The sequence below is a fragment of the Streptomyces sp. ISL-1 genome (assembly GCF_018614585.1).
GTDB lineage: Bacteria > Actinomycetota > Actinomycetes > Streptomycetales > Streptomycetaceae > Streptomyces > Streptomyces maoxianensis.
The window spans coordinates 15328-41672 of sequence record NZ_JAGGOI010000002.1; the positions used below are offsets into that span (position 1 = coordinate 15328).

The window sequence follows — 26345 nt, forward strand, 5'->3', positions numbered from 1 at the left end:
CTAGGCGACCCGGACCGCGGCACCGTCGTACAGGGCGAAGGCGAGATCGCTCCGCCGCTTGATGCCGAGCTTGCGGTAGACGCGGGTGAGGTGCTGCTCGACCGTGGAGACGGTGACGAAGAGCTTGCCTGCTATCTGGCGGTTGCTGTGCCCGCGGGCGGCCAGCGTGGCCACGCGCATCTCCGCGTCGCTCAGGGTGCCGGCCAATTCCTCGCCGTCGCCCTTGACCGCGGCACTCTGCTGGGATCCCGGCCCCTCCGGCTGGGTGCGCGCGGGCAGCGGCACACGGCACTCCTCGGCGATCTGCTGGGCCCGGCGGAGCGCCATCCGGCCCTTGCTGTACTGGCCGAGTTCCTGGTGCGCCCAGCCCATGTCGTAGAGCGCGTACGCCAGTTCGAGTCGGCCCGCACACTGCTGGGCCGCCTCGACCGCTCGGGCCAGCAGCTTGGGCCGCTCCGGCAGCGGACTTGCGGCGGCGAGCATGCGCAGGGAGACCGCGCGCACGCGGTGCTGGTCGGCCTTGGCCAGGCCGAGCTGTTCCGCGGCCAGCTGCCGTGCCCGCTCGGTGTCGCCGCCGCGCAGATAGATCTGCGCCGCGTCGGTCCGCCAGGACAGCAGCGCCGGGATGTCCATTCGCCAGCGCACCGCGAGCTCGCCGACCGTGAGGAAGTCCTCCAGGGCGGCCTGGGGCTGGCCGTTGGCGAGCAGGGCGCGGCCCCGGGCCCGCAGATAGCGCATCCCCAGCGGCGTGCCGAGCATCGTGTCCGGCGGGGTCACCTGGAGCTGGGCGAGTGCGTCGTCCCGGCCGCCCATGAGGACGTGGGCCTCCAGCAGGACGCTCAGCGGCAGGCTGATCAACACGCCCCAGCCCTGCGGCGGGAGCTGCGCGAGCGCCCGCTCCGCGTACCGGGCGGCGGTCGCCGGGTCGCCGCGGCGCAGGGCGAGCTTGGCCGCGAGACTGGTGAAGACGGCCTCCCAGGTCGGCGCCGACTGGTGCTTCGCGGCCGTGACGAGGGTGTCGATCCAGTGCTCGGCCGCAGCGAGCCGGTCGTTGAGGAGCAGGATTCCGATCGCGCAGACGTGCGGCAGCAGGCTCTGGTCGCTCAACTGGCTGCCGACGAGCGTTTGTTCGGCCACAAGTACGGAATCGGTGCTGGGGCCGTCGCGCAGTACTCCGCACAGCGCGAGGACGGCCTGGGACCGCGAGGACGCCCGCAGCAGCGTGTCCGTCCCGTCGTCCGGGGAGGCTCCGTCGCCCGGGCTCTCGGCGGCCGCCGGATAGAGCAGGGTGAGGATCGAACGGGAGGCGTGCAGATGAGCGGAGGCCTCCAGGTCCCGCGACTGCTGGGCACGCTGCTCGATCTGCTCCATGGTGACCCGGGCCGTGTCGGCGTGGCCGAACCACAGCAGGGAATCGATCGGCGCGGACACATGCCGCCCGGTGAGCCGCTGGGCGGCACTGATCAGCGCGGGCGTCCGGCGGGCGGCGGTGACGGGGTCCGCCCGCCACTCCGTACGCATCAGCATGGCGGTCGTGGTGTCCCGATGCTCGTCGTTGCCCTTGTAAAGGAACGCCAGGGAAAGGCAGTTGAACGCAAGCGCGGTGTCGCCATCGGCGAGCGCCTCCTCGGCCGCGTCATGGAGGACGGTGACTTCGCAGGAGGAGCCGATGCGGCCGGCGGCGATGAGATGTCGGGCCACTGTGATCACCGGTGTGCCGTTCTTGAACAGCGCCGTTGCGGTCTTGATGTGCAGGACGGCACGCTCCTCCGCCGACATGCCGTGCAGCACCGCGGCGCGTGCGCGGGGGTGGCGCCACTCGCCGTCGACCAGGATTCCGGTCTCTTCCAGCGTGGTCAGGGCCTGGGCGAGGGACTGCGGGGCCAGACCCGAGAGCCGGCTCAGCAGCGGGGCCGCCACCGGGTCGCCGAGGACGGCCAGTTGACGGGTGACCGTGCGCAGCGAGGGGTCGCACCGGTAGAGGCAGTCGAGCACCGCGCGCTCGAATTGCAGTCCGACCCGCAGCGCGCGGGGACCGGGCTCGTCCGACACCCGGTTGTCCTCGACCAGCCTGCGGAGCAGCAGCGGGTTCCCGCCGGTGGCAGCAAGGCAGTCCGCACTGAGGGCGTCGGCCGTACGCGGCCCCAGCTGCTGGGCGAGCAGATCGTGTACGGCCCGGTGCGACAGCGGGGACAGGCGCAGCCGGAGGGTGCGCGGCTCAGGCGGCAGCTCGGCCTTGAGTAGCGAGCTGCACGGCCACGGCGGAGGGCACTCATTGAGTACGATCAGTACGGGGGCCGACGGTAGCCGCCGGATCACGGCCGACAGGCACTGCAGCGAACAGGTGTCCGCGTACTGCACGTCGTCGATGCTGATCAGCAGCGGTCCGGGCACCCAGTCGATGAGGTCGCGCAGAGCCAAACTCAGTCGATGGAACACCCGCGGGGAGATGCCGTCCACGTCGTCCGCGGTGCGGGAAGCGACGGACAGGGCTTCGTCCAGCAGTTGGCCGACGCGGGCGTCCAGCTCCGCGGGCAGGCCCTCACCGCGGAAGAGCTGGGCCAGCACTCCGAAGGGAATGGACTGCTCGGTGCGCGAGGCCGTGGCGGACAGATGCCGGGCTCCTGCGCGCTGTGCGTCGTCGGCGAGCATGCCGAGCAGTTCGGTCTTGCCATGGCCGGCCGCCCCGCTCACGACCGCGATCCGGCTGTTTCCTTCCAGAGTGTCCCGGAAGAGATTGCGCAGAATGGACAACTCCGCGTCACGCTCGCGCAACGCGGGTAGCGCAGAATGGTCGTCGGCTGAACCGGCGAGTCTTTCGCGGCTTATCGATTGTCTTGCTGTAGCCATTCCCCTTGACCCCGTTTCGTAATGGCGTGACTGCGCTTCGTGACTATGTTTCGATTGCGCCTCACGTGATCGGGTTGAGACCGGCGGCGGTGGCGGGACCAGTACATACCGGTCGCCCTGTTCCGTCAACTGGATATCACTTGCGGAGAGTTGAGCTCCGATTGACTTGCCAGGGCGCGCATTTGGCCTGGCTGAAGCGACAAGTGGGCGCTCTGCCTCCGCCTCCTGTTCTCGAGTAACGGCCCTTCCGGGAGCGGGACTTGACCGGGGTGAGCCATGTCACATCGTGGAGGACCTGTCGGTTGGTATGTTCTGGATCTCAGATTCATCGAGGGGGAAGGGACGATGTCTGTCGTGCCTGATGTGTGTGCGAGTGTGAATAAGGCTTCACCTGATCCGGGGCAACCACGGGGTTGTCCGGAGATGCAGGGGTTTTCGTACCAGTCCACGGTCGCCCGGGAGTTAGTGCATCGCGCAGCAGTCTCGGAGGTCTTTCTCACGGACTGGCGCCATTCGGGTCCGGACAGTTTTGTCTGTGCTGTGCAGTGGCCCCAGCGGCACAATTTCTACAGTATCGGCGGGGTCATGATTGATCCGCTCATGGTCGTGGAAACGCTTCGCCAGGCGGGAATTCTCATTGCGCACAGTGGTTATGGAATCCCGCTGGAGCATTCCTTTCTGATGCAGCGTCTGACGTGGCGCTGTTTCCCCGAGAGAATGACGCTGTCGGACGGCCCCGTTGAGCTGCTGGCGCGGGTGGAGGTCGGCGAGATCCGCTACCGGGCGCGCGGTGTCGACGCCATGCGGGTGGCCGTCGAGTTCGTGCGGGACGGGGTCGTTTGCGCCCACGGTGCCGGCTGGCTGCGCTGTGTGGGACCCCGGGTCTACGCGCGAATGCGCCAGGCGGAGCGGTCGGGGGAACCGGGCAAGCCGCCGTATGTGGCTCCGGCGGACCCGCAGTTGGTGGGGCGGGAATTGTCCAGGGACGTGGTGGTCGGCGACCTCGACGAGACGGGCACCCGGCCGCTTCGGATTCTGACCGACCATCCGACGCTCTTCGACCACCCGTTGGACCATGTGCCGGGGATGCTGGCGTTCGAGGCGATGCGGCAGGCGGCGATCGCGTTGCTCGGCGGTGCCTTAAGGGCGCCGCTGGCCGGTGAGACACGCTTCACCAGCCTGCTGGAGCTGGACGAGGACTGCCGGGTCGCGGCCATGCTCTCGCCGTCGAATGGCGATCAAGTGGGCCCGGGTGCGCACAAAGTGACGGCGGTGCTGTCGCAGCGCGGGGTGACAGCTGTCCGGGGCGCCGTGGAGATGGGCCCGAAGATCGGGGTGTGCGTCCTGGCGTGAACGCGCAGAGGTCGTGAACGTGCCGAGGTGTGGAGGGCGGCAAGGGCCGGCTGGGATTAGAGTTCGCGCATCATGCCGTCGGCGATGGTCGCGGACATGTTGAGATAGTACGCGGCTTTGCGCGGGGGGACGAGCCCGGGCAGAATCGTCGCCCACATGTCCGCTATACGCAGCGGAAGCTTGTCGAGGGACTCGAGCATCGGCGTGACCAACTGCAGCCCGGTGAAGGCGCTCACGATGAACTGGGCGGCGGATGGGACGTTGACGCCGGGGCGCACGTGGAGTTCGTCGACGGACCGCTCCAGATGCTCGGTCGTGACGTTCACCCAGTCCCGGTAGGGGTCACGCATCGGCTGCTGCAGCGAGCCGCTCTCCAGGGTCAGCCGCACTCCGGCACGTGTCACCGGGTTTCGCAGCACCTGATCCGCGATTCCGTACGAGATGCGAATCAGGCTCTCCAGGCCAGGCAGGTTCTTCTTCGAAACTTCCTGCGCCTCCCGTATGGACAGCTCATGCTGCAACGTCATTACCGCGTGAGCCAGTCCCTCCTTGGAGGCGAAGTGGAAGTACAAGGCCCCCTTGGTCACTTTCCCTTGGGTGACGATGTCGCTCAACGAGGTGGATCCGTACCCGTAACGATCGAACATCTCCGCTGCGGCTTCGATGATCGTTGTGCGGGTCTGCTCTGCGCGGAGTTGCCTGGTCATGAGGGATTCCTCAGAGGGGAGCCTTAGAAACTGGTCGACCGGTATGCTTTCGCCGTGGAAACAGAATCTTAACCCACGCCATGCGATGGATGGCAACAGGAGGAGACCGGCCATGCAGCGGACCGTGCTGGTCACCGGGTCGACCGGTTTCGTAGGAAATGCAGTACTGCGGTCCCTCAATAAGCGCCAGAGCGTACGGTCTTTGGCGCTGGTGCGCGCCGCGACGGTGTCAGAGAAATCTTCTCCGGACGGTGTGATACGCGTCGTGGCCGACCTCCAGCAGCCCGGATCCCTGGCAGGGATATGTGATGGTATCGAGGTCCTTGTGCACTGTGCGAGTTACGTCGGCCCCGATCCCGAGCTCTGCGACCGGGTGAACCGGGCGGGCACCGAGTCCTTGATCGCCGAGGCGGTGCGGGCCGGAGCCAAGCGCATCGTTTCCCTCAGTACGGCGTCCGTTTATGGGGACGGGCCGCACCGCGCTCTGCCGGAGGAGGCCGTGGCCCCCGCTCCGGTGTCCGCCGCGAGTGCCAGCCGGCTCGCCGCCGAAACGTATGTGCGCGAGGCCGGCGGGTGCGTGGTGCGGCCGCACCTCGTCTACGGCCCGGGCGACCGGTGGGTGGTGCCGACCCTCTCGGCCCTGTTCCAGCAGCTACCGGGCTGGGTCGGCGGCGGGGCGGCCGTGACCTCCCTGATAGATGTGGACGCGCTGGGGCGGGCGGTAGCGCAGCTGGCCGCGGATCCGGTTTCCTGGCCCGCCGGGGGCGTACTGCACGCGGCGCACCCCGAGCCGGTCGCCATCCGGGACATCGGCGCGACGCTGGCCGGTGAGTTGGGCATCACGGTCCCCGGGGCCGGCGATGCGATGTCGCTGGACGAAGCCCGAGCACACTTCCGGCAGATCGGCGCCCGCGAGCGGTACCTCAGCATGCTGTCGACCGATCACTGGTACGACGCGAGCCGCCTCTGGGCTGCGACCGGCTGCACGCCCGGTCCCGCGTTCGCCGAGGGGCTTGCCCGAAGCGTGCCGTGGTACAGGCAGTACCTGCCGCAGCCGGGACGATGAGCGAGCTTGGCGGTGGGCTTGTGGGGCGTGGGATTGCTATGCCTTGTCGGCGGTGCCTGGGATGGCTTCTCGCCAGGCCGCAGCCTCGTGGCCTGGCAGGACGGGTGGTCAAGGCCCTGGGGTGGGGGGCCTGCGCTGTGCTGCTGGTGCGCGGCATCGCCGTCGAGGTGCTGCTGCTGACCGACACTGCGGGCCAGGAGATAGACGTAAGCCCGGAACAGCGGCTGTGGACGCTGCTGCTGTGGAATCTGGCTCTTCTCATCCACGCACAGCACCACCGCTTTCTCGGGCGGATGGTGGTAAAGGCCGACGACATCGACGACCTTCGCGATGAACTGCGGGTCGGTGGAGAGCTTGAAGGCGTCCTGGAGATGGGGCTTGAGGTCGAACTTCTTCCAGATCCGCCCGATGGTGGACTTCGACAGCCCGGAGTGCTTCGCCATCGAGGCCCGCGACCAGTGAGTGTCCCTGCCGGGGGTGGACTCCAGCGTCGCCGTGAGCACGTCCTCGACCTGGTCCAGCAGGATCGAGGGCGGCCTGCCGGGACGCGGCTCATCGGTCAGCCCGTCCAGCCGTAAGCGGATGAACCTCGACCGCCAGCGGTTCACCGTTCCGTGCGAGACACCGAGTTCGGCGGCGATCTCTTTGTTCGTCCCGCCTTCCGCGCACCGCAGCACGATCTTCGCCCGCAGCGCCAGGAACTGCGCGATCTTCGCACGCCGCGCCCACCGGGTCAGCTCCGCACGCTCAGCCTCGGAGAGTACCAACTCCGGCTTGCGCCGGCCCGGTCCCGGTCAGTGGCCCTGCCACCGGCGCATCCAACAGGCGATGCCCTCCCGGCCGTCGTTGCCCCATACCAGATACCGAGGTTGAGACCACCCTTGCCGACCGCGGCCGACTCCCGTCGCAGTGTGGCTGGTTAGGCCATGGTGCCGACAGATGCCTTCTGATGAGCTTGCATCGAACATACATACGCACACGGAAGGCTCTAGGTTGAGACCCTTACGCACTCTGTCAGGGCTACGGAACGTTGCCGCGGGCGCCGTCCTGGCTCTGCTCGCGGGCATAGGCACGGCCACGGCCGCCGACTCCGCACTCAGCCCCTCCTACTCTCCGGCGTCGCTTGCGGCTGCCGGACCGGAACACCTCGCGGCCGGCGGACAACGCCCCGCATCGGGCAAGAACCCGTCAGCCGGCCCGCAGTTCGTCAAGAGCGGCAGCACCTGGAACGTCATCACCACCGACGTCGTGCTGCGCAACACCGTCACCGATCCAGACGGCGACAGAAGCAACCTGACCTTCGAGGTCTGGACGACTGACGCTAACGGCAAGCCCAAGACCAAGGTCGACTTGGACGGCCCAGGAGAGTACGGCGTCCTGGTGTCGGGCTACGTCGACTCAGGCAAGCTCGCTCAGGTCCCTGTCCCGTACGGGAAGCTGAAGACGGGCGTGACCTACACGTTCCGCACCTCCGCCTACGACGGCAGCCTGTACGAGACCGAATGGTCGCCGTACGCGAACTTCCGCATCAACCCCTACGTGACTTTCCCCGCGCCCCAGACCTCGTCCACTATCGACCCGGTCGCACAGAAGGTGCGAGAGTTCACGCGCACTTCCTCCAACGCCGATCCCCCTGGCGCCCGCAAGAGCAACCGGAAGTGCTCCACAGCCGATCCCCAGGGCCGCAAGCTGTGTCTCGAGATGACCCCGCCGTCCAAGAATGGTCCGCCTGTTGACCCTCGACTGGCCCCTGGGAGCCCTGCCGCCGAGCTGGTGGACTGGTGCTACGACAAACCGGCGGGCAAGGACTACATGAACCGCACCGAAGCCTGCTTGAAGAACGTCGGTGGCGTTGACATGTACTTCCTCAGTACCGATCCGGACAGCCCCGCGCTCGGCATGGCCCACTTCGAGATCCAACAGCGCATCAAGGCCTACCCCAATAAGGGCAGCAGCGGCAGCAACTTCGCGGAGTTCGACCAGCAGATCTACCTGGTTCCGACGCGAATCGACCCGGACCTTGAGGGCGTCACCCTCAAGTGGAACGCCGGAGACAACTGCGACTCCTGCGTTGTCTCCCAGACGAAGTGGGCGGACAACCAGAACAACACGTCCGATGCACACTGGGACGCCAACGACGCGACGGAGTTCAGCGGGCGCTGGGGACGATACCTGACTCAATGGAACGGCACCGGCAAGGAGACAATCGACCTCGGCTGGTCGATCACCGGCACCGTGGACGCCAGCAATGCCCTCCAGGTGACCGTCGGTCTGGGCACCAGCGGAGTCGAGTCCGTACGGGAACTCGCCCCGCGCTGCGACGACATCACCAATGGCGTCGCACCCGGCTGCGTGCTGCCGTTCTTCAAGCCCACCTACACCGTCGACACCAACCTCTACCCTGCCGCGGGCGCCTACTACTGGCTGATGCAGGAGAAGATGCCCGACCACGCCGGCTCGGTCAGGTGGGACTCGCTCCTGCACTATTTCGGCCCCGACTCGACCGCGACCGGTCCCGACGGCAAGCCGTGGGACTCGGACAAGAGCCGCAACAAGGTATGCGGCAACTGGACCGCACCCAAGACCGATGCCTCCGTGGGCACCATGGACTGCGACGAGTACGCCATGGCCTCCACCCACGAGAGCGGCGGCTTTCCCGGCGGTGTCAACCAGGTGGCCTCCGGCGATGAGTGTGCCCAGCTCAACACCGACAAGATGGGTGACGGCAGCGCCAACTTCGGCCTCTTCGCCGACACCCGCAAGGCCACCAAGGGACCCACTGGGAAAGAGCGGTGCGGACGGGCCGGAATCAACGCCGACCAGAACCGAGGTGCCTTCAAGAAGCTCCAGCCCTCCATCTGGCGCCTCCTGGACAATGACGGCTTCTTCGTCAGCAACCCAGGATTCGAGCACTGCGTGAACGCAAGCACCATCTGCTCCTGGCGCAAGGCCTGACATCGACCGAAGCAGGGGGGCGGGCGCCGGCATTGCTGGCCCCCCGCCCCCGTCTCGTGGCCCGTCAGCAGGTCACGAAGCCCTCCAGACGAGGGCACCATCTACCACGCCAGGTTTGTCCGGACCGGCCGGGGAAGGCGCCTCAAGGGCGTCGGCCATCTCCTCAAGAAGGGTGGTCAAAGACTCGAACTCGACCCGCCGGTTGGCGAACTCGTCCCAGGACCAGACTTCGCCCGTGCCGGCGTCCAGGTAGAGGCCATTCGACCAACTGTGTTCGCCGAGCGTACAGACGGGTATCCAACGGTGATCCCACAGACCGTCGCCGAAGTCGTAGACCTGCCCCCAGTACTGGTGAAGTTCGATGACCTCGCCAATAGTCATGAGCTTCGCATTGTCCGGCAAAAACGCCGCCCCTGAACTGGACTGGACGCCGCGATGCAGATGCCACAGAGCTTTCAGGTCACTCGGAATCTTGACGCCGAGTTCCCTCTCCGCGCTGTCGATCTCCTCGCTTGACGCTCCTTCTTGCAGTGAAGCGAACGACACGGGCGCATGCTCGCGCAACCACGTTTCGACGCGCTGCCACGCGGCAGTGACCTGCCGTGCCGCAACCTCCTCCAGGCGGGGATCTGGGGCCCCTGCGAGCTCCCGTTCCGGGGCGACGGCAACCGGTTGCACTGCCTCGACACCAAGGATCTGTACCTGCCCCTCGGCCAGCGCGGGAGGGCCGTAGGCGTACTGCACGTTCAGTTCCGGGCAGTCCTCGAAAGTCTCGCCGTCGATCCGTGCCACGTACATAGACGGCTCACCCGTGGGGCTGCCCAGCAGGGGATTGTCCTCAAGCTGCCCGCACAGCACCTTCAAGGCGTACCTGACCCCCCTCCCCAACCTCTCGCTGCGCTCCTGCACGTCCGCCGGTAACCCAACAGCCACAGCCCGCTCCTCATCGTTCGCCAGATCTCCCAGGCTCTCAGACCCAGGGCATCACGGCTCAACCAATGGCGAGGAGCAGTACCCAGGGCAGCGGCACCCGACTCCGACTGCGCTGCCTGCTCGTCCGCCGCGGGTCACTTTCCAGCGCACCAAGACCTGGAAGGAGTCCACCGACCCAGGCTTCGAGGCCAAGCTCGACCGGATCGAGTACGCCCTCAACGAGCGCCCCCGACCGTACCTTTGCCTTCGACGAGTTCGGACCGCTCGGCATCCGCCCCATTGCCGGCACTTGCTGGGCGAAGCGGGGCCGGCCCGACCGTTTGCCAGCCACCTATCGCCGGACCCACGGCACCCGATATTTCCACGGCTGCTATTCGGTGGGCGATGACACCCTGTGGGGGGTCAACCGACGCCGCAAGGGCATCGTCTCCACTTGGGCCGCGCTGAAGTCGATCCGTGCGGCCCGTCCGGACGGAGCCCCGATCTACGTAATCCTGGACAACCTGTCCGCGCACAAGAACCGACGCATCCTGCGCTGGGCCACGATGAACAAGGTCGTGCTCTGCTTCACCCCGACCAAAGCGTCCTGGGCGAACCCGATCGAGGCGCATTTCGGACCGCTGCGGCAGTTCACGGTGGCCAACTCCAACCATCCCAACCACACCGTGCAGACCCGAGCCCTGCACTCCTACCTGCGCTGGCGCAACAAGAACGCCCGCCACCCCGACGTCCTGGCCGCCCAACGCCGTGAACGCGCCCGCAGGGAGAAAGGCATCCGCTGGGGCGGACGTCCTTTCGCCAGCCTCAAGCGAACGCCTACACCGGCACCTGGTAGACCCTGATCTCCGCGGGCTTGAGCGCGCTAATCGCTACCCACACCGGCTGGCGCCTCAGCGCCTGGGCCCAGTGGTCGAGGTCGTCCTCGGCGTCGTGGAAAAACCACGAGTTGAAGCTCCCCAGATCCTGCAGAGCAGGATCGAGCCGGTAGCGCAGTTCGCAGTGCACCTGCACGTAATGGTCGTGATCGCCGTCGCTGTCAACGACGTCGAACTGCCGGGTGAAGTCCAAGTTGAACGTCGCGGGGCCGTCGAAGGCATGGGTCCCGTACTGGAACAGCAGACCGTCCACATCGGGAGTGTCAGGCGTGTCAAAGCGAACCCGGCCGAAGCGGAGAAAGACACGGTTACGCACGCGAACTCGACGGGGGCGGCTTCGACCCACACTCGGCGTCGAGCGACAGCGCGAGTTGTAAGGCGGCCCTGCAGGAGGGCAAATACCCAGAGCTCCAAGCCTGCATGTACTTCGAACACCGGGCCCGACTCGCCATCCTCAAGGCTGCCGTGGACTACGCGCTCGCGAACTTGGACGGGCCGCCGGAGCTGGGGATGTCGGAGGACGGAAAGTTCTTCTTCTTTCGAGGGCTGACGTACCACGCTCTGCCGACCTCGTTTCACGACGGCATGGACTGGCTGCGGCAACAGCCCAACTTCCGGCGCTACGCAGCCTTCTGGCAGCAGTTCCTCTGGGGATGGGGAGGGTTCTGCCTCGACGACCGGAAGGACCAGGAGTTCGCGTGGATGTCGAGGTACTCCGGAATCCCGGCCAGCGAGATCCCAACAGCACTTGAGGCCTTCGACCGCTTCTTCCCCGTACCGAACGGCTGGTTCGTCACGCCGGGGCCGACGGACATTCACATGCTCAAGATGGTCCCGATGGTCTTCCAGGGAATCGGCGCCCACCATCGACGCGTCCAGTACAGCCTGGGCGACAACCTGTCCACGCTCAACCCAAGCGCCCAGTACATGCTCAGCGACCTTGGCAAACGCATCAACTGTGCGGTTGACTTCCTGCTCTCGTAGGCGGTACTGACCATGCACACTCCCTTCGCGGTCAGGTCAGCTCGGTGATACCGACGGCGGCGCGAGGCCGGTTGCGAGCCCACCGCTTGAGGTCGCCGACCCGGTAGAGGAGTTCGGCACCGCGCATGCCCGCCGGAGCTGGGAAGGGACCAGAGGTCCCTATTGGACACTCTGGCGACAGGGACCCGCGATCGAGGTGCCAAGCCAATCGATCGTTGCTGAGATGCCCTCGAGTATCGGTACAGGCTTCACGGCCGGGAAAAGCGCTCGCAGGCGTGTGCCGTCGGCCTGGGAATGGGGGACATCTCCCACGCGAGTGGTCGTGTGCTTCCTCAGAGCACGGATTCCGGTTGTGGCCTCGATCGCAGGAATCAGGTCCAGAAGGGGCAGACGTGTCCCGAAGGCCAGGTTCACCGGGCGAAATTCGACAACCCGGCGCAGGAGCGCGTCGGTGAGTACACGGCAGACGGAACCTACGTACGTGAAGTCCCGCGTCTGAGTGCCGTCACCGTGCACGGTGACGGGCTGGCCGGCGAGCGTGGCGCTGATCCACTTCGGGATGACCGCGGCGTAGGGATGGTCGGCGCGCTGGCCGGGGCCGTAGACGTTGAAGAAGCGGAAGGGCAGGACTGGCAGGCCGTAGCTGTGGTGGTACGCGCCCAGGTATGCCTCGGTGGCGAGTTTGGTGACCGCGTACGGGCTCATCGGGGCGGTGGTGAGGTCCTCATGCTTCGGGAGGTGCGGGTTAGCACCGTAGACGGATGATGAGGAAGCTGCGATCACGTGCAGGTTGTCAGCGCGGCGGGCGGCTTCGAGAACCTGGAGGGTTCCGGTCGCGTTGGCGTGGTGGCTGGCCACGGGGTCCTTCACGGAGCGCGGTACAGATGGCAGGGCGGCCAGATGGACGATCGCGTCCGCGCCGTGGAAGACCCGGTCCAGAAGCGCTGCGTCCTGGATGTCGCCTTCGATGAAGTGAGCATCGAGGCCCATAAGGACCTGAAGCCCGGCTACGTCGCCGACTGGGCCGATCTGCCAGCGTGGCAGCAGGAGACGGACTCGGACATCTTCGAGCGCATCGAGCAGACCGTCTGAACCCCGGGAACGACGAAGCCCCCGTCCGGACCGCCCCGGGACGGGGGCGCCTCCTTACGTAGCCATCGAGGTAGCCACGGAAGCGCCCTCCCTGAACGTTTGCGCAGGTCATAGCGTTGCGGTGATTCTCCCCGGCGTACAGCCCGACTCGTCTGCCGTCACCTGCGGCTTTGCCTCGGAAAGGGCCTCTGACCTGCGCCGGAGGCCCTTTCCGATCTTTCGGGGGCTTGCCGCGTTAGGCGGTGAAAAGTCCCTCGGAAGTCCCTCAGACAGCGCTGAAAGTCCCTGAAAAGTCCCAGGAGCAGAGGGGTGAGCGACGCCTTCGGACTGGTTCGGATCGATGAGACATAGCGCTGTTGCTCTACGCCCGTGACCCTGCAACTGCCGTGAGGCAGGACGTGGTCTGTGGTGGAGGGGTCTGGACACGCTGCACTCGTAATGCGTAGGTCAGAGGTTTGGTTTCTGTGACGAGAATCGAGCTCTAAGCCTCTGAACTGGTCTTTTGTGTTTTGGGGCGGCTGGCTCCGCCTTATATCAGGGGTCGCCGGTGGAAAAACGTGGGACAGCCGTGCAGTTAAATCGGGTCCCCCGGCTGCGCTATGGTGCGGCGTCGGGACCAGGACGGGGGTGCTCGGTGGCGGCGGTGCAGGGGCTCAAGGCCGGTGATCGGCGGGTACGTGCTGCATGGCAGGCTCGGTGCCGGGGGCATGGGCGAGGTCTTCCTCGGCCGGTCGCGCGGCGGGCGCCGGGTCACGGTGAAGGTCGTACGGCCGTACATCGCCGACGAGCCGGGCTTTCGTGCTCGCTTCCGCCGCGAGGTGGAGGCCGCCCGGTGCGGCCTCGTTGGAAGCTGTACCGCCCGTACCCTTCGTAGTGTCTATGGCGTCACATAGCGGGCGCCGAACACTGGAGGTAATACCTCGTGCTGATTGCTCAGCGTCCGTCTTTGACCGAAGAGGTCGTCGACGAGTTCCGTTCCCGGTTCGTGATCGAGCCGTTGGAGCCGGGCTTCGGTTACACCCTCGGTAACTCGCTCCGTCGTACGCTCCTGTCCTCGATCCCCGGTGCTGCGGTTACCAGCGTCCGGGTCGAGGGTGTCGTGCACGAGTTCACCACCGTGCCGGGCGTCAAGGAGGACGTCACCGACCTGATCCTGAACATCAAGCAGTTGGTCGTCTCCTCGGAGCAGGACGAGCCGGTCGTGATGTACCTGCGTAAGCAGGGTCCCGGCCTGGTCGCCGCTGCTGACGTCGCCCCGCCGGCCGGTGTCGAGGTGCACAACCCCGACCTCGTCCTCGCCACGCTCAACGGCAAGGGCAGGCTGGAGATGGAGCTGACCGTCGAGCGGGGCCGCGGTTACGTCTCCGCCGTGCAGAACAAGCAGGTGGGACAGGAGATCGGTCGTATCCCGGTCGACTCGATCTACTCGCCGGTTCTGAAGGTCACGTACAAGGTCGAGGCCACGCGTGTCGAGCAGCGCACCGACTTCGACAAGCTGATCGTCGACGTCGAGACCAAGCAGGCCATGCGTCCGCGTGACGCCATGGCTTCGGCCGGTAAGACCCTGGTCGAGCTGTTCGGTCTGGCCCGCGAGCTGAACATCGACGCCGAGGGCGTCGACATGGGCCCGTCCCCCACGGACGCCGCCCTCGCCGCCGACCTGGCGCTGCCGATCGAGGAGCTGGAGCTCACGGTCCGCTCGTACAACTGCCTCAAGCGTGAGGGCGTCCACTCCGTGGGTGAGCTCCTGGCGCGCTCCGAGGCCGACCTGCTCGACATCCGCAACTTCGGTGCGAAGTCGATCGACGAGGTCAAGGTGAAGCTGGCCGGCATGGGCCTGGGGCTCAAGGACAGCCCGCCCGGATTCGACCCGACGGCCGCTGCCGACGCCTTCGGCGCCGCGGACACGGGTTTCGTCGAGACCGAGCAGTACTGAACGCTGTCAGGTCGCGCGGGAGCCGGGAGTCCCCCGGACCGGGCGGCCAGGTGCACGACGAGCTCTTCAGGCTGGACCAGTCTTGCGAGGGGCAGGGCTCATGTCCTCGGACTCCGGCCGGTAGGGCATGGGGACTTCACGGTCGTGACGGGCAGGCTGCTGGAGGCTGAACTGGCCTGTGTGCTGGCGTGATTCGCGCCGCAGGGGTTGATCGGTAGGGTGCGGGCCGACGCGGGACTGCCATCGGTTTTCCCGCGGGTCGTCCGGAATACGGGCGGCCCGCTGGTGGTCGTTCTGCCTACGCAGGAGGCGGTGCCCGCGCCGCTGGCGAGGCACGACCGTACGGCGGCGGGTGAACTGCCGCTCCTGGCCGATCACGTACGGCTGCTGGACTTTGACCCGCGCGATCCCGACGCCTGCGCGGCGGCCGACGAGTAGATCGTCGATACTTGCCGCAGCGTGGTGGCGGTGTGGGACGGTTCGCTGTCCACGGCCCGTGAGGGTGTCGGACAGCCCCGAGGCCCGATGGCTCTTCCCCGGCCGCCGAGCCGGACAGCCCATGACCACAGAAACCATCGAACTCCGGCTCCGCCGTCTGGGCTTCCCCACCCAGCGAGGATGCACAGCGGCGATCCGCCACCTCGTCCTCCAGGCCCCGGCAACCGTGATCGCCCGCATGCTCGGCTACCACGATAAGACCATCGCCCAGCTTGCAGCCGAGGCCGGAGGCACCTGGCGCCACTACGCTCCCGGCGACCGCACACGGTGACCCCGTGAGCCTTTTCCAACCTCACGGCGAGGTGTGGTGATGGACGAGGACGGCCTTCCGAGCCTGGGAGTCCCTTGTCCAGGGGGCAGTCGAGGCCTTCTCGGTCATGTCACCGGACTCTGGGCGGCGTCCTTCGCTCGATCAGCGCGACCTGGCCGGCCTGCTCGGTAACGGGCGGGTTGTCGATGTCGGTGAGATAGGGGGCGACGAAGCCGTGGTAGTCCGCTTTGCGCTCGGCTGGTAGATCCTTCCAGCCGGTGATGCGGTCACGGCAGCGCGGTGAGCCGCACTGACAGTGGGCGGCGAAGTGATCGACGGAGTAATTCCGCATGGCGTAGTCGAAAGTGATCTCCTGGCCTGCTGTGATGGGCCGGCGGGCGATGAGGTCGTGGGCGCCGCTGGCGTTGAGGCGGATTCCGCAGTTCGGCTCGCAGGAGTGGTTCACCTTGGGGATGAGCCCGCTGTGCAGCACGAACCGTTTCTCGCCGACCTGGGAGGCATGGGAGTGGTTGTGGTCCAGCTCGCGGTCGATGACACCGACCATCACTGTCTTGCCGACCTGGAAGGACCGGGTGGCGAACACGCCTTCCCCCTTGGCGTCGGTTCGCTGGAGTTCGTAGCCGTCGTTCACGCTGCCTGCTCTCTGCAGCTCTACCCGCGAGCCGATCACGGATGAAGCGGGCGTTCCCTACGCCGGGGACCATCCGCAGGGCATGGCACGAATGATCGATTCCGACTGATCGTCTGCAAGATACCCAAGTGGCGCGACACCTCACGACGCTACTTTGCGCCTGATATCCGGCCCATCGGCAAGGCCGAATCGAGACGGCCAGACGCCTCAGCGGCTGGTCGCACTACGCAGCCGCCCGAGCGTTCAATCCGGGTCTACTCAGCGGGGACGCACCGCAGCCATCCGTCACCGTGTCCTCCAGACACCTGCACCCGTGGTCGCCCGCATGCTCATCTACCACGGCGACACCACCGGCCACCTCGCCGATGAGGCCGGAGGGCCCGGCGTACTATGCCCAGGCGATCACACACGGTGACTGCGAACCCTCGCACGCAGACGAATTTCGCGTCAGCTGTTTACGCGAGGTCGCCAGTTCTGGACCCCTCGTACGGACGCCGCGGTGTTGGGGCCCGCGGGCGCCGAGAGTGTAGTCACCTACGAGGCCGACGTGATCGGCCCCGAATCCCCTGCGGGGTGGAGCGTGATCGTCACGGGAGTGGCAACCCTGGAACGGGACAACGGGCAAGCGGCCCACTGGCAGAGGGTGTTGACTCCCTGGATCGGAGGGCAGAAGAGCTACGTCGTACGGATCAGGCCCGATCTGGTCACCGAATACCGTCTGGCCCCGGCCCCGCAGCCCGCGATGTAAGCCGTTTCCGGCGGGCGTGAACGCGTTCACGGACTGTGGGCCCACCGCTCGCGGGGAGGCCTCATGCACGTCTCATCCTTGGATGAGCTGGTGCCCTGGGACTGCGGCTGCTGCTGTCCGCCCTGTTCATCCCGGTGCTCGTGTCCGCGGTCGTGTGGGCCGCGGCTGGCGGAGGTGTTCCCGCGTGAGCTGTGTGACACGAGCCGCAGGCGGCGGCCCGTCCGGAGCCGCGCCAGCTGAGTGATTGATGTATGCCGGTCGAGTCCCGGTGGACGTGCCGCGGCAGGTCCGGCGCGGCTCCTCGCTACCGTCCAGGAAGGTCGGCCAAAGGCCCCTGTCTTGTCCATGCACCCAATAACGAGGAGCTGACGTTCATGGCCGTGTGCGAGGTCTGCAACAACGACTACGAGATGGCGTTCGAGGTTCATGCCGCAGGAGCTGTCCACACCTTCGACAGCATCGAGTGCGCCGCCCAGAGGTTGGCACCGATCTGCGACAACTGCCAGTGCCGTATCCTCGGCCACGGCCTTCAAGCGGACGGACAATTTTTCTGCTGCGCGCATTGCGCGCGCCAGAGGGGCTTTGCGCAACTCGTCGATCACGTCTGAGAGGCCATCCACTGAGCCATTTCCAACCTGGCGGCGACGCTGGGACGTTGGGGGCTTTGGGCTGTACGGAACGACGAAGCTCCTGGTAGACGGGTTCTCGACCAAGATCACCCACGTCCACCAGGAGCTTCGCGTGTTTGGTCTACCCATCGTCGATCGATCTGTCCAGCCGCACCTTGCGGTATCTGAGCAGGCAGCTCGCCGTCCGGCAGAGGGAGATCGGTACGCGGTGGCGGCGCCTGTCCGCCGGCCAGCAGGCTCTGCTGTCTCTCGCTCATCTTCGGTGCGGGGACACCTACGCCCAGCTCGCCGCCGGGTTCGGCGTCGGCATCGCGACCGTCTACCGCTACATACGCGAGGCCATCGAAGTGCTGGCGGCCCTCGCCCCGACTCTGGCCGAGGTGATGAAGACGGCCGCGCGCAAGGCGTTCGTGATCCTGGACGGCACCCTGCTGCCGATCGACCGGATCGCCGCCGACACCCCGTACTACTCCGGCAAGCACAAGCGCCATGGCATGAACGTCCAGGTCCTCACTGATCCGTTCGGCCGCCTGCTGTGGGCATCACCGGCCCTGCCCGGCGCCACCCACGACCTGACAGCAGCCCGTTCCCACGGCATCATCGACGCCCTTGCCGCCGCAGGGTTGAAGTGCTGGGCGGACAAGGCCTACCAGGGTGCCGGCCGACCGGTCCGCGTACCCTTCCGAGGACGTCGCCTCAAGCGATGGAAGCGACGGTACAACAGCAGCCACGCCAAGATCCGCTGCGTCGGCGAGCAGGCCATGGCCACGCTGAAGACCTGGCGCCTGCTGCGAAAACTCCGCTGCAGCACAAACCGGATCACCGACATCGTGAAGGCCGTCCTCGTCCTTCACCACGCCTCAGCATGAGGTGGAAAAGGCTCAGTGCGCTTCCTTCCGATGTCCCCCGTGGCCTTCTTCCTTGTGGCCTTGGCGAACCGTAGGCGAGGCCGGCATCGGCGCGGTCCTGACAGATGTCAGGGGTGCGGAGCCCATGCGCCGGCTCGGGCCGGGCCGAGTGGCGCGCGGATGACTGCCCGCGTCATCGCAGGGCTGTGGCGAGCTCCGGGAGGTAGCCGGCCAGGAAACCCAGGTCGGTGGCGCGGGCGAAGTTCGGGTGGCTGCGGTGCTGGGGGAGGCGCGCCAGTGCCTTGCGGCCGAAGTAGTCGCCGTCGTCCGCGCCGGTGGGCGGGGTGGGCTCTCCGGCCCAGGCGGGGTCGGCTGCCACGAGGGGCACACAGCGCTCGAAAAGCTGGTGGCAGGTCTGCAATCCGCGGCGCAGCACCACGTGGTACGGCTCGTCCGGGCCGATTGGATAGGAATTGGCGGCCAGAGGGGGGCCGGTGTCGATGCCCTCATCCACCTGGTGGAGCGTCGCGGCGAACTCCCGCTCGCCGTGCAGCATCGCGTACACCAGGGCTACTTCGGGCAGCCCCCGATAGGCAGGCAGCGGGCCGTGGTGGATGTTGAGGATGCGCAGTCCGGTGGACAACACCGGTGTGCGGAAGATCATCCGGTTGTTGAGCGACCAGACGACGCCGTCCGTGCTGGCGGCGACCAGCTCGGCGGCTACGGAGTTGACGTCCGCGACGGCACGAATGGGAACGTCGGGTCGAGCAGCCTCTGCGGCGGGGGCAGGGCCGCAGACCAGGTCCACGGGCAGGTTGTGGTCGAGTGTGTGCTGTACGGCGCGCCAGAGCAGCGCGCCCTCTCCGACGAAGATCACGACGTGCTCCGCAGCGCCTCGACGGTCTCGACGACTCGGCCGAGCGTCAGATTCTCGCTGAGGGAGCCGAGCTGGGCCAGGAACTGCTGCTCCGCGGCTCGGCTCAAGAGCTCTTCGCCGAGTGCGGCCAGCATTTCCAGGACGGCGAGTGAGTCGCCGCCGAGCGCATGGAAGTCGGACGAGGAATCGAGGTCCGTGGTTTCGCACTGCAGGATGCGGGCCCAGATCTCGGCCGTCACCGCTGCGGTGCCGGGTCCCGGACCGTTCCCGGCCGCTGGAGGCCTCGGGCCCGCGGGGGGCGTTGCCGGGACCTTCTCCGGCTCCACCGGCGCATGGTCGAAAGGATTTGGCAACGCATTGCGATCCGTCTTGCCGCTGGCGGTCTCCGGCAGCCCGGAGACCGCGCGTACGACCGAGGGCACCAGGTGGGACGGCAACGACTGCTCCAGCTCCGCCCGTACGGCTGCCTCGTCGAAGGCAGCCGCACCCTCGGCCGGCACCACGAAGGCGCACAGAGCTGGCGTGCCGGTGTCGGGCCGGGGGCGGGCGACCACCGCGGCCTGTGCGATGTCCGGCAGAGCGGTGAGCGCTGCCTCGACCTCGCCCGGCTCGACCCGGTGACCGCGGATCTTCACCTGGGAGTCGATCCGGCCCGCGTACTCGAGTTGCCCGTCGGGCAGGCGGAGCACCAGGTCGCCGGTGCGGTAGGCGCGTCGGCCGTCCGTGAGGTAGACGAATCGGTCGGCTGTCAGGTCGGGGCGGCCGAGGTATCCGCGGGCCAGCTGAACGCCGGTCACATGGAGTTCGCCGAGCTCGCCGTCCGGGACTTCGTTCCCCCGCTCGTCCAGTACCGCCACGGAGGTGCGGTGCACCGGTACTCCGATCGGCGCGGACGGGCGTGCGGTGTCGTCGCCGACGACGGCGACGGTGCAGGCCACCGTTGCTTCGGTGGGACCGTAGATGTTGACGAACAGACAGTCAGGTCCGAAGGCCGCGCGTGCCCGGCTGCTGCCAGCCGCGGTGAGGTTCTCGCCGCCGACCTGGAGGGCCCGGATGCCCGTGGGGCGGATGCCGAGGCGTGCGGCGAGGTCGAGGTGGGTCGGCGTCATCCCGAGCGTGTTGGCCTGCCGTCCGGAGAACATCTCGCGCAGCTTGAGGTGGTCGAGTTCGCCGGGCACCGGTACGACGGCGCCGCCGTGCAGCAGGGGCGGGAAGATCTGCATGATCGAGAGGTCGAAGCCGGGGGAGAAGGAGTACGCGGCCCGGGTCTCTTCGTCGCACCGCATGAACGGGGATATCCAGCCGACGACGTTGGTCAGGCTGCGGTGCTCGATCTGTACGCCCTTGGGCTTGCCGGTGGACCCCGAGGTGTAGATGACGTACGCCAGATCGTCCGGGCCGGGAGCGGCAGCGGTGAGGGCCGCTCGCTGGTGCTCGTCGACGGTCGCGTCGTCGCTCGCGATGTCCTCGAGGAGGATCGTCGTGCAGTCGCCTCCCTCCGCCTTGGCGCACGCGGTCGTCTCCGTGAGACAGAAGCGGACCTGCGCGTCGTGCAGCAGCTCCTCGACCCGGCGCGCCGGATTGCGTACGTCGATGGGCAGAAAGGCCGCGCCGGCTTTGAGAACGCCCCAGACTCCGGCCAGGCCGAGTGCCGAGCGGTCCGCCAGGACACCGACGACGTCGCCGCGCCCGACTCCACGGGAGAGCAGTTCGGCCGCGACGGCGTCGGAGCGGCGGTCCAGCTCCGCGTACGACCAATGCAGGTTGTCGCCGAGCACAGCGGGCGCGTCCGGACGGCGGGCGGCCCGCGCACGGAACAGCTGCAGCACTGTGGTGTCCGGCGAAGGAAGCCCGCCGGGGCCGGGTGCAAGCAGGAGTTCGGCCGCGCCGGGCTCCCGCGGCGGTGCCACGAGCGGTGCGTATGGGGCCGGGAGGGCTGTGCCCAGTGCGGAGTCGATGCGGTCCAGCAGCTCCTCGCAGCGCTCGCCGACGTCCGCCGCCCCGCGGGCGGAGATCACCAGCTCGGTGTGCTCGGGCAGTTCCAGCAGCGCGATGCTGACCGGAATCAGGGGCGCATGCACCGGAAGGGCGTACACGCTCGTCGCGGTGAACTCCCCGGCGCTGAAATCCTCCGGCACCAGCCGGCCGGCGTTGGACACGATGGCCGACGTCAGATACCGGTGCCGTGCCGTAGTGGCGGCGCGCGAGGCGCGAACCAATGCTGCGGCTGCGGGCAGTGGCAGGCGGGCCAGGGCAGCTTCCGCCCCGGCCGCCAGTTCCTGCCGGGAGGCCAGCGCTTTGAGCAACCGTCGGTGGACCGCATCCGTGCCCTGGCCGGCCGGGATGTCGAGGAACACCGGCAGGGCCAGATTGGCTGTCGACGACACGCCGGGAGCGTGACGCCGCAGATCCACCGGGACCATGATCCGGGCGGCGGAGCCTGCCACGGCTCTGGCAACCGCGGCCGCCACCTTCGCGGCCAACGCCGCGTGCCGACCTGGGAGCGTACGCCGCCGCCATACCGAGCCGTTCCCCGGGCGGCCGCCCAGCGGCGAGCGCTGGTCGAGCCCGAGGCGAGGCCGCTGACCGGTCCGGCCCACCGCATCCAGCAGCGCGTAGTCGGCCAGCGAGTCGGCGGCGCCGTGGAGCGGTTCGCCGCGCAGAGCGCGGAACACCTCGGCGGCCCAGATCACCGTGCCCTTGAGGTCCATCACGGCGTGGGAGGCGCGGAAGACCACGGTGCTCGGTTCGCCGATGAGCAGCAGCACTTCGCAGCCCGGGCGGCCTTCCGACTCGGCCAACGGGCCGGTGAGCTCCGGCAGGCCCGTGAACGTCGTGCGGTCGAAGCCCCTTCCCTCGGCGACCACGACCCGGGCCGGACGTCCGCTGTCGACCCACATCCTGCCGCGGCGCACCAGCCGCGAGCCCGGGCAGGACGCCGAGGCCTCGGCCACGGCCCGGCTCAGGGCCAGGGCGTCGATCGGCCCGGCGCCCTCGACGACCAGCTGGAGCACCAGCAGCTCACCCAGCCGGGCAGCGGCCAGATAGGACCACTCGGTCGCAGAGACAGGCCGGCGGAAGGCGGCCGTGCCGCGAGGACCGGTCCCGGCGCCGCTGCCCGAGGCGACATGCTGCGCGGTCATGACTACTTCACCTTCCTGACGAACTCGTTGACGCCGCCGATGCTGTCGATCCACGCTTCCAGCTGCGCCATCCCGGCGTCGTGGTCCACCAGCGGCGGGGTCAGATCCCGCCGCGCCGCTGACGTGTCGTACGTCGCCGAACGGGTCAACAGGGCCAGCGTGTACCGGGAGAGCGGCGGCGAGGAGTGCTTGGCCAGCGGCGGCAATTTCCAGACCATGTCCGCCGTGAACGCGAGCGCGCGCAGCAGGCCGTGGGAGACCTGCTTGGTCGGGGGCTTGCCGCCGAACCGCTCGGCGAGGAGGGCGAGCATGCTCCAGATCTCCACCGGCTGCTGGTCGGCGATGAAGTACGCCCGGCCGCCGACTCCGTCGGCACGCGCCGCCCGTACACAGGCGTCGGCGGCGTTCTCGCAGTAGCACAGCGAGGCGTACACCCGCCTGCCGCCGGAGAGATCGGGCAGGCTGCCCGTCATCATCTTCGCGATCAGCCGCGGCATGAAGCCGGAGTGGTCACGCGGACCCCACACGGCTCGGGGGCGCAGTGCGACGGTGGTGAAGTCCGTACGGTCCGCGGCCAGCACCAGGGGTTCCGCGGCGGCCTTGGTCTCCGAGTAGAGATTGAGGTGGCGTGCGGGGAAGGGCTCGCTCTCGTCGATGTCGAGCTGGTCGCCGCCGCGAATGCCCATCAGCGCGCTGGGGCTGCTGATGAACACGAAGCGTCGTGCCCCGGCTGCCCGGGCCGTCGACAGGAGGCGTTTGGTGCCCGCGACGTTCTCGTCCCAGAACTGGGCTCGGGTACCCCTGTCGGTGACCCGGGCCGCACTGTGGTGCACGACGTCGATGCCGTCCATCGCCTGGCGCAGGGAGGCGGCGTCGCGGAGATCTCCGTACGCGAACTCGACACCGGGAACAGTGCGCAGATAGCTCAGATCGCTCTCTTCGCGTACGAGTACCCGCACGTCGTCGCCGACGCGTACGCAGGCGTCGACGATGTGGCTGCCCAGGAACCCGGACGCGCCCGTCACCAGTGCCTTCACGCGGCAACACCCTTCGTCTTGCTGCTGCGCCGACGCCACCACGTGGCTCCGAACACCATCGTGAGCGCGGCCGTCGCCCATGGCCTGCGCCCGGTGGCGAGTTCCTGCTCCGCGCGCAGCGCGGACGGTATCTGGACCGCATGGACGACGACGCTGAGGAAGGCGTCGACCCACCACAGCGCGGTCAGCGCCGCATGGTCCCAGGGCAGCAGAGGCCAGGCCGCCAGGTAGGCCCATCCGAGCAGCGGGACGGCGCGCAGCGCCTGGTCGGCGCCGGACGGGCGGCGGCTTCCGGTGAGCTGGGACTCGGCCCAGCCGGCCAGCAGCTCCCGGCGGATCTTGGCGTTGTGGCGGATGTCCACGGGGAAGGCGGGGTGGGGCAGGAAGTCGTCGATCGTCTTGGTCACCGGGTTGTTCGCGCCCAAGGCGCGCAACTCACTCTCGATCCGGGGCCAGTGCCCCCGCTCGGCGCCGGGCGCGAGCTCCACGCACAGCACAGGTCGCTGCTCTCCGTGCGGGCCGAAGCCCACCAGCGCTGTGCGCTTGACCTGCGGATGGGTGGTGAAGACGCCTTCGCAGCGCACCGTGTGCAGGTCGCCGCTCGAGGTGCGGACGCGGTGGCTCTTGCGTCCGCAGAACCAGATGCGCCCCTCACGGTCCAGCCATCCGACGTCACCGGTGCGGTGCCAACGACGTTCGCCGTCCTGGATCTTGTGCTCGGCGTCGGCCTGGGACGACTGGAAGTAGCGCGGACTGACCGCCTGGCCGCTGACGACGATCTCGCCTATTACTCCTTCTCCCACGGGCAGTTGGGGCGTCCAGCGGGGGACCGGCCGGTCGCTGACCTCGATGGTGCGCACCGATGTGCCGGGTGCGGGCCGGCCCACGCAGACACCCATGCCCTCAGCCGGGCCGTCGGCCGGCCCGGCCAGTGCCTCCCTGCTCTCGACAAGTGCCATCGGCAGCGCTTCGGTCGACCCGTAGGTGCTGAACACGCGTGCCTCACCGGGCAGTACGGCGCGCAGCGCGCTCATCAGCTCGGGGCTCACCGGAGCGCCACCGGAGACGACCATGCGCAGCGACGGCACCCGGGCGTCGGACTCCGCCAGATGGGCCGAGAGCGGGCCCAGCAGTGCGGGGGAGGCGAACATGGCGTTCACATCGAAGCGTTGGATCGCGTCGGTCAGCAGCGCGGGGTCGGCGGCGCCGACCCGGCCCATGTTCATCTTCGGCACCACCACCGTGCGGCCCGCCGCGAGGTCGAACACACCCATCAGCGGCAGGGTGAGAAGGGTGGTGGTCATGTCGGCGGTGAAGTGCCCGCTCTCGACGCCGTACGCCATTCCCTGCAGCATGCCGACGGTGATCTCGACCGGCTTGGCCGGGCCGGTACTGCCGGTGGTGTAGCCGATCAGCGCGAGATCGTCCGGTCCGGACTCCAGCGGAGGAAGGTGCGGCAGGCCTGCACCGAGGGCGGTCAGCTCCTCGAGTCCGGCGCCGTTCTTCTGGCGCACCTTGATCACGCTCTGCACTCCGGCGAAGGCACGCGGGCGCAGGCGCCGGAGGATGTGCGCGGACGGTACGCCGATGAAGGCCCGGACACGCACCCGGTGGATGCAGTCCAGCATGCGGCCCAGCCCCATGCCGGGATCGACCACCACCGGAACCGCGCCGATGTGCATCAACGCGAAGACCAGGGTGAGCAAGTCGGCCCCAGGAGTCACCAGCAGGGCCGTACGGGTACCGCGGCCGATGCCGTGCCCCTTGAGACCGGTGGCGCACGCGGTGACCTTGGCGGCGAGCTCGGCGTAGTCGACCGAGGCATAGCCGGGCCGGCCGGCCGACTCCAGCCGGTCGTCCGGATGGATGACGGCTGCCTTGTCGGGCGTACGGACGGCGTGCCAGGCGAGGAGTTCGGCCAGGAACGCGTCCCGGCGCAGTCCGGTCGTGGTGCCGGGCATCAGCGCGCGGCTCCCTCGGCGTCGCCGGTCAGGTCGTAGAGCGAGGCTGCCGAGCTTAGCCCCGCGCCGACGGCGAGGAAGAGGAGCCGGTCATGGCCCGCGAGCCTGCCCGCGTCCTGTGCCTGTCGGAAGCCGTAGGCCAGTGCCGACGTGTGCGGGTCGCCCTTGACGCCTTCGACGGTGACGGCGGCATCGGATGCCAGGCCCAGGCGCTTGGCGAGGCGGGACGCGAAGTCGGGCGACGGCTGGGAGGTGATGAGCAGCGTGCGGTCGAGGGCGGCCGCCGGCGCCGCGGCGGCGTCCGTGCCGTACTCGGCTGCCAGAGCGCCGTGCACCGAGTCGACGGCCAGATCGAGCATCCGCTCCAGTACGCCGCCGTCGCGGTCGACGGCGATGGTGTTCCGGCCCTCGGAGCCGGCCTCGTTCAGCGGTATGTATCCGTTGACGCCGTGCGCGCCCGGCAGCGACCGGTGGTGCACCCGGCCGAAGCCCCGGGCGTCGTCGCTGCGCTCCAGCAGCAGTGCCGCGCCTGTGCTCGCGTACGGGAACTCGGCGGTGCCCGCCCTGGTCGGGTCCATCGAGGGGTGCGTGTCGGCCGAGACCACCAGCACCCGGCGGGCACTGCCGACTGCCAGCAGCGAACCGCCGGCCTGGACGGCGTTGAGCACACCGCAGGCGCCGTTCATCAGGTCGAACGAGAACGCGGCCTGCCTGTCGATGTCATGCAGGTAGTCCAGGTTGATGCCGATGCGCTTCTGGATGAGCGCGGCGACGGACGGCTCGGAGATGTTGGAGTCGCGGTAGACGCCGACGTTGATCAGAACGTCGACGTCCGCGGGCGTGAGCCCGGCCTGCTGGAGGCAGGCGCTGCCGGCCGATGCCGCGTACCCGATCGCGCTGCCGGCGTCGTCGGACGGGCTGAGTGCGGTGGAGGTGATGACGGTGGCCATG

General features: G+C 68.2%; 22 protein-coding genes and 3 pseudogenes. 13 read left to right on the plus strand and 12 right to left on the minus strand.

The annotated features are described in order from the left end of the window. Positions 1-2775, minus strand: a complete 2775-nt coding sequence (locus J7E87_RS00795; protein WP_215088964.1) for an AAA family ATPase — start codon at positions 2773-2775, stop codon at positions 1-3. A gap of 498 nt (positions 2776-3273) precedes the next feature. On the opposite strand from J7E87_RS00795, the gene J7E87_RS00800 reads away from it, so the two are divergent. Continuing rightward, positions 3274-4203: a ScbA/BarX family gamma-butyrolactone biosynthesis protein gene (locus J7E87_RS00800; RefSeq protein WP_215088965.1), complete on the plus strand. Its 930-nt coding sequence runs from the start codon at positions 3274-3276 to the stop codon at positions 4201-4203. 56 nt (positions 4204-4259) lie between these two features. Here J7E87_RS00800 and J7E87_RS00805 read toward each other — a convergent pair whose 3' ends face one another. Beyond that, positions 4260-4910 carry a ScbR family autoregulator-binding transcription factor gene (locus tag J7E87_RS00805; protein WP_215088966.1) on the minus strand — a complete coding sequence of 217 codons (651 nt, stop codon included), beginning with the start codon at positions 4908-4910 and terminating at the stop codon, positions 4260-4262. 112 nt (positions 4911-5022) lie between these two features. On the opposite strand from J7E87_RS00805, the pseudogene J7E87_RS00810 reads away from it, so the two are divergent. Then, a pseudogene (locus tag J7E87_RS00810) lies at positions 5023-5649 on the plus strand (NAD-dependent epimerase/dehydratase family protein); the annotation flags it as partial. 203 nt (positions 5650-5852) lie between these two features. Here J7E87_RS00810 and J7E87_RS36345 read toward each other — a convergent pair. Beyond that, on the minus strand, positions 5853-6743 hold the full coding sequence (locus tag J7E87_RS36345) for an IS630 family transposase (RefSeq protein WP_374195111.1): 891 nt from the start codon (positions 6741-6743) through the stop codon (positions 5853-5855). Between the two features lie 226 nt (positions 6744-6969). Between J7E87_RS36345 and J7E87_RS00820 the strand changes: the two genes are divergently transcribed. Continuing rightward, positions 6970-8931, plus strand: a complete 1962-nt coding sequence (locus J7E87_RS00820) for a hypothetical protein (protein WP_215088968.1) — start codon at positions 6970-6972, stop codon at positions 8929-8931. A gap of 72 nt (positions 8932-9003) precedes the next feature. On the opposite strand, the gene J7E87_RS00825 is transcribed toward J7E87_RS00820, so the two are convergent. Beyond that, the gene (locus J7E87_RS00825; protein ID WP_215088969.1) at positions 9004-9864 is read right to left on the minus strand and encodes an SMI1/KNR4 family protein; all 861 of its coding nucleotides are present in this window, start codon (positions 9862-9864) and stop codon (positions 9004-9006) included. A 98-nt stretch (positions 9865-9962) separates the two neighbouring features. On the opposite strand from J7E87_RS00825, the pseudogene J7E87_RS00830 reads away from it, so the two are divergent. Further along, positions 9963-10706, plus strand: a pseudogene (locus tag J7E87_RS00830) (transposase); the annotation flags it as partial. On the opposite strand, the gene J7E87_RS00835 reads toward J7E87_RS00830, so the two are convergent. Further along, positions 10681-10992: a hypothetical protein gene (locus J7E87_RS00835; protein WP_215088970.1), complete on the minus strand. Its 312-nt coding sequence runs from the start codon at positions 10990-10992 to the stop codon at positions 10681-10683. The pseudogene J7E87_RS00830 and the gene J7E87_RS00835 overlap by 26 nt on opposite strands. A gap of 167 nt (positions 10993-11159) precedes the next feature. Between J7E87_RS00835 and J7E87_RS00840 the strand changes: the two genes are divergently transcribed. Next, positions 11160-11723 (plus strand): hypothetical protein, encoded by a 564-nt coding sequence (locus J7E87_RS00840; RefSeq protein WP_215088971.1) that lies wholly within the window; start codon positions 11160-11162, stop codon positions 11721-11723. Between the two features lie 159 nt (positions 11724-11882). Here the strand turns inward: J7E87_RS00840 and J7E87_RS00845 are convergent, their stop codons facing one another. Continuing rightward, positions 11883-12713, minus strand: coding sequence for an NAD-dependent epimerase/dehydratase family protein (locus J7E87_RS00845; RefSeq protein ID WP_215088972.1), 831 nt, complete (start codon positions 12711-12713; stop codon positions 11883-11885). On the opposite strand from J7E87_RS00845, the gene J7E87_RS00850 reads away from it, so the two are divergent. The 5 genes and pseudogenes from J7E87_RS00850 to J7E87_RS00865 all read left to right on the plus strand — a co-directional run bounded on the left by J7E87_RS00850 (position 12624) and on the right by J7E87_RS00865 (position 15520). After that, complete coding sequence (locus tag J7E87_RS00850; RefSeq protein ID WP_215089019.1) at positions 12624-12815, plus strand: hypothetical protein; 192 nt, start codon at positions 12624-12626, stop codon at positions 12813-12815. The genes J7E87_RS00845 and J7E87_RS00850 overlap by 90 nt on opposite strands. A gap of 599 nt (positions 12816-13414) precedes the next feature. Beyond that, positions 13415-13648: pseudogene (locus J7E87_RS34685) on the plus strand (hypothetical protein); the annotation flags it as partial. Between the two features lie 89 nt (positions 13649-13737). Beyond that, on the plus strand, positions 13738-14751 hold the full coding sequence (locus J7E87_RS00855) for a DNA-directed RNA polymerase subunit alpha (protein ID WP_215088973.1): 1014 nt from the start codon (positions 13738-13740) through the stop codon (positions 14749-14751). 285 nt (positions 14752-15036) lie between these two features. Further along, positions 15037-15189 (plus strand): hypothetical protein, encoded by a 153-nt coding sequence (locus J7E87_RS00860; protein WP_215088974.1) that lies wholly within the window; start codon positions 15037-15039, stop codon positions 15187-15189. A 121-nt stretch (positions 15190-15310) separates the two neighbouring features. Beyond that, positions 15311-15520 carry a hypothetical protein gene (locus tag J7E87_RS00865; protein ID WP_215088975.1) on the plus strand — a complete coding sequence of 70 codons (210 nt, stop codon included), beginning with the start codon at positions 15311-15313 and terminating at the stop codon, positions 15518-15520. A gap of 109 nt (positions 15521-15629) precedes the next feature. Here the strand turns inward: J7E87_RS00865 and J7E87_RS00870 are convergent, their stop codons facing one another. Further along, entirely contained in the window at positions 15630-16151 is a 522-nt protein-coding gene (locus J7E87_RS00870; protein ID WP_215088976.1) for an SET domain-containing protein-lysine N-methyltransferase, read from the minus strand. A gap of 499 nt (positions 16152-16650) precedes the next feature. On the opposite strand from J7E87_RS00870, the gene J7E87_RS00875 reads away from it, so the two are divergent. The 3 genes from J7E87_RS00875 (at position 16651) to J7E87_RS00885 (ending at position 18397) form a co-directional block, all read left to right on the plus strand. Then, positions 16651-16899 carry a pyridoxamine 5'-phosphate oxidase family protein gene (locus J7E87_RS00875; protein WP_215088977.1) on the plus strand — a complete coding sequence of 83 codons (249 nt, stop codon included), beginning with the start codon at positions 16651-16653 and terminating at the stop codon, positions 16897-16899. Positions 16900-17273: 374 nt separating this feature from the next. Next, positions 17274-17507, plus strand: a complete 234-nt coding sequence (locus J7E87_RS00880) for a hypothetical protein (protein ID WP_215088978.1) — start codon at positions 17274-17276, stop codon at positions 17505-17507. A 137-nt stretch (positions 17508-17644) separates the two neighbouring features. After that, on the plus strand, positions 17645-18397 hold the full coding sequence (locus J7E87_RS00885; protein WP_215088979.1) for a transposase family protein: 753 nt from the start codon (positions 17645-17647) through the stop codon (positions 18395-18397). 172 nt (positions 18398-18569) lie between these two features. Here J7E87_RS00885 and J7E87_RS00890 read toward each other — a convergent pair whose 3' ends face one another. Genes J7E87_RS00890 through J7E87_RS00910 form a run of 5 tightly spaced genes read right to left on the minus strand, consistent with a single transcriptional unit; the run spans position 18570 to position 26344 of the window. Further along, complete coding sequence (locus tag J7E87_RS00890; RefSeq protein ID WP_215088980.1) at positions 18570-19253, minus strand: formyltransferase family protein; 684 nt, start codon at positions 19251-19253, stop codon at positions 18570-18572. Further along, positions 19250-22396, minus strand: a complete 3147-nt coding sequence (locus J7E87_RS00895; RefSeq protein ID WP_215088981.1) for a non-ribosomal peptide synthetase — start codon at positions 22394-22396, stop codon at positions 19250-19252. The genes J7E87_RS00890 and J7E87_RS00895 overlap by 4 nt, the downstream gene beginning before the upstream one ends. A gap of 2 nt (positions 22397-22398) precedes the next feature. Then, complete coding sequence (locus J7E87_RS00900; RefSeq protein WP_308312797.1) at positions 22399-23433, minus strand: NAD-dependent epimerase/dehydratase family protein; 1035 nt, start codon at positions 23431-23433, stop codon at positions 22399-22401. After that, positions 23430-25394, minus strand: a complete 1965-nt coding sequence (locus J7E87_RS00905; RefSeq protein ID WP_215088983.1) for a fatty acid CoA ligase family protein — start codon at positions 25392-25394, stop codon at positions 23430-23432. The genes J7E87_RS00900 and J7E87_RS00905 overlap by 4 nt, the downstream gene beginning before the upstream one ends. Then, entirely contained in the window at positions 25394-26344 is a 951-nt protein-coding gene (locus J7E87_RS00910; protein WP_215088984.1) for a hypothetical protein, read from the minus strand. The genes J7E87_RS00905 and J7E87_RS00910 overlap by 1 nt, the downstream gene beginning before the upstream one ends. Position 26345 lies beyond the last annotated feature (1 nt).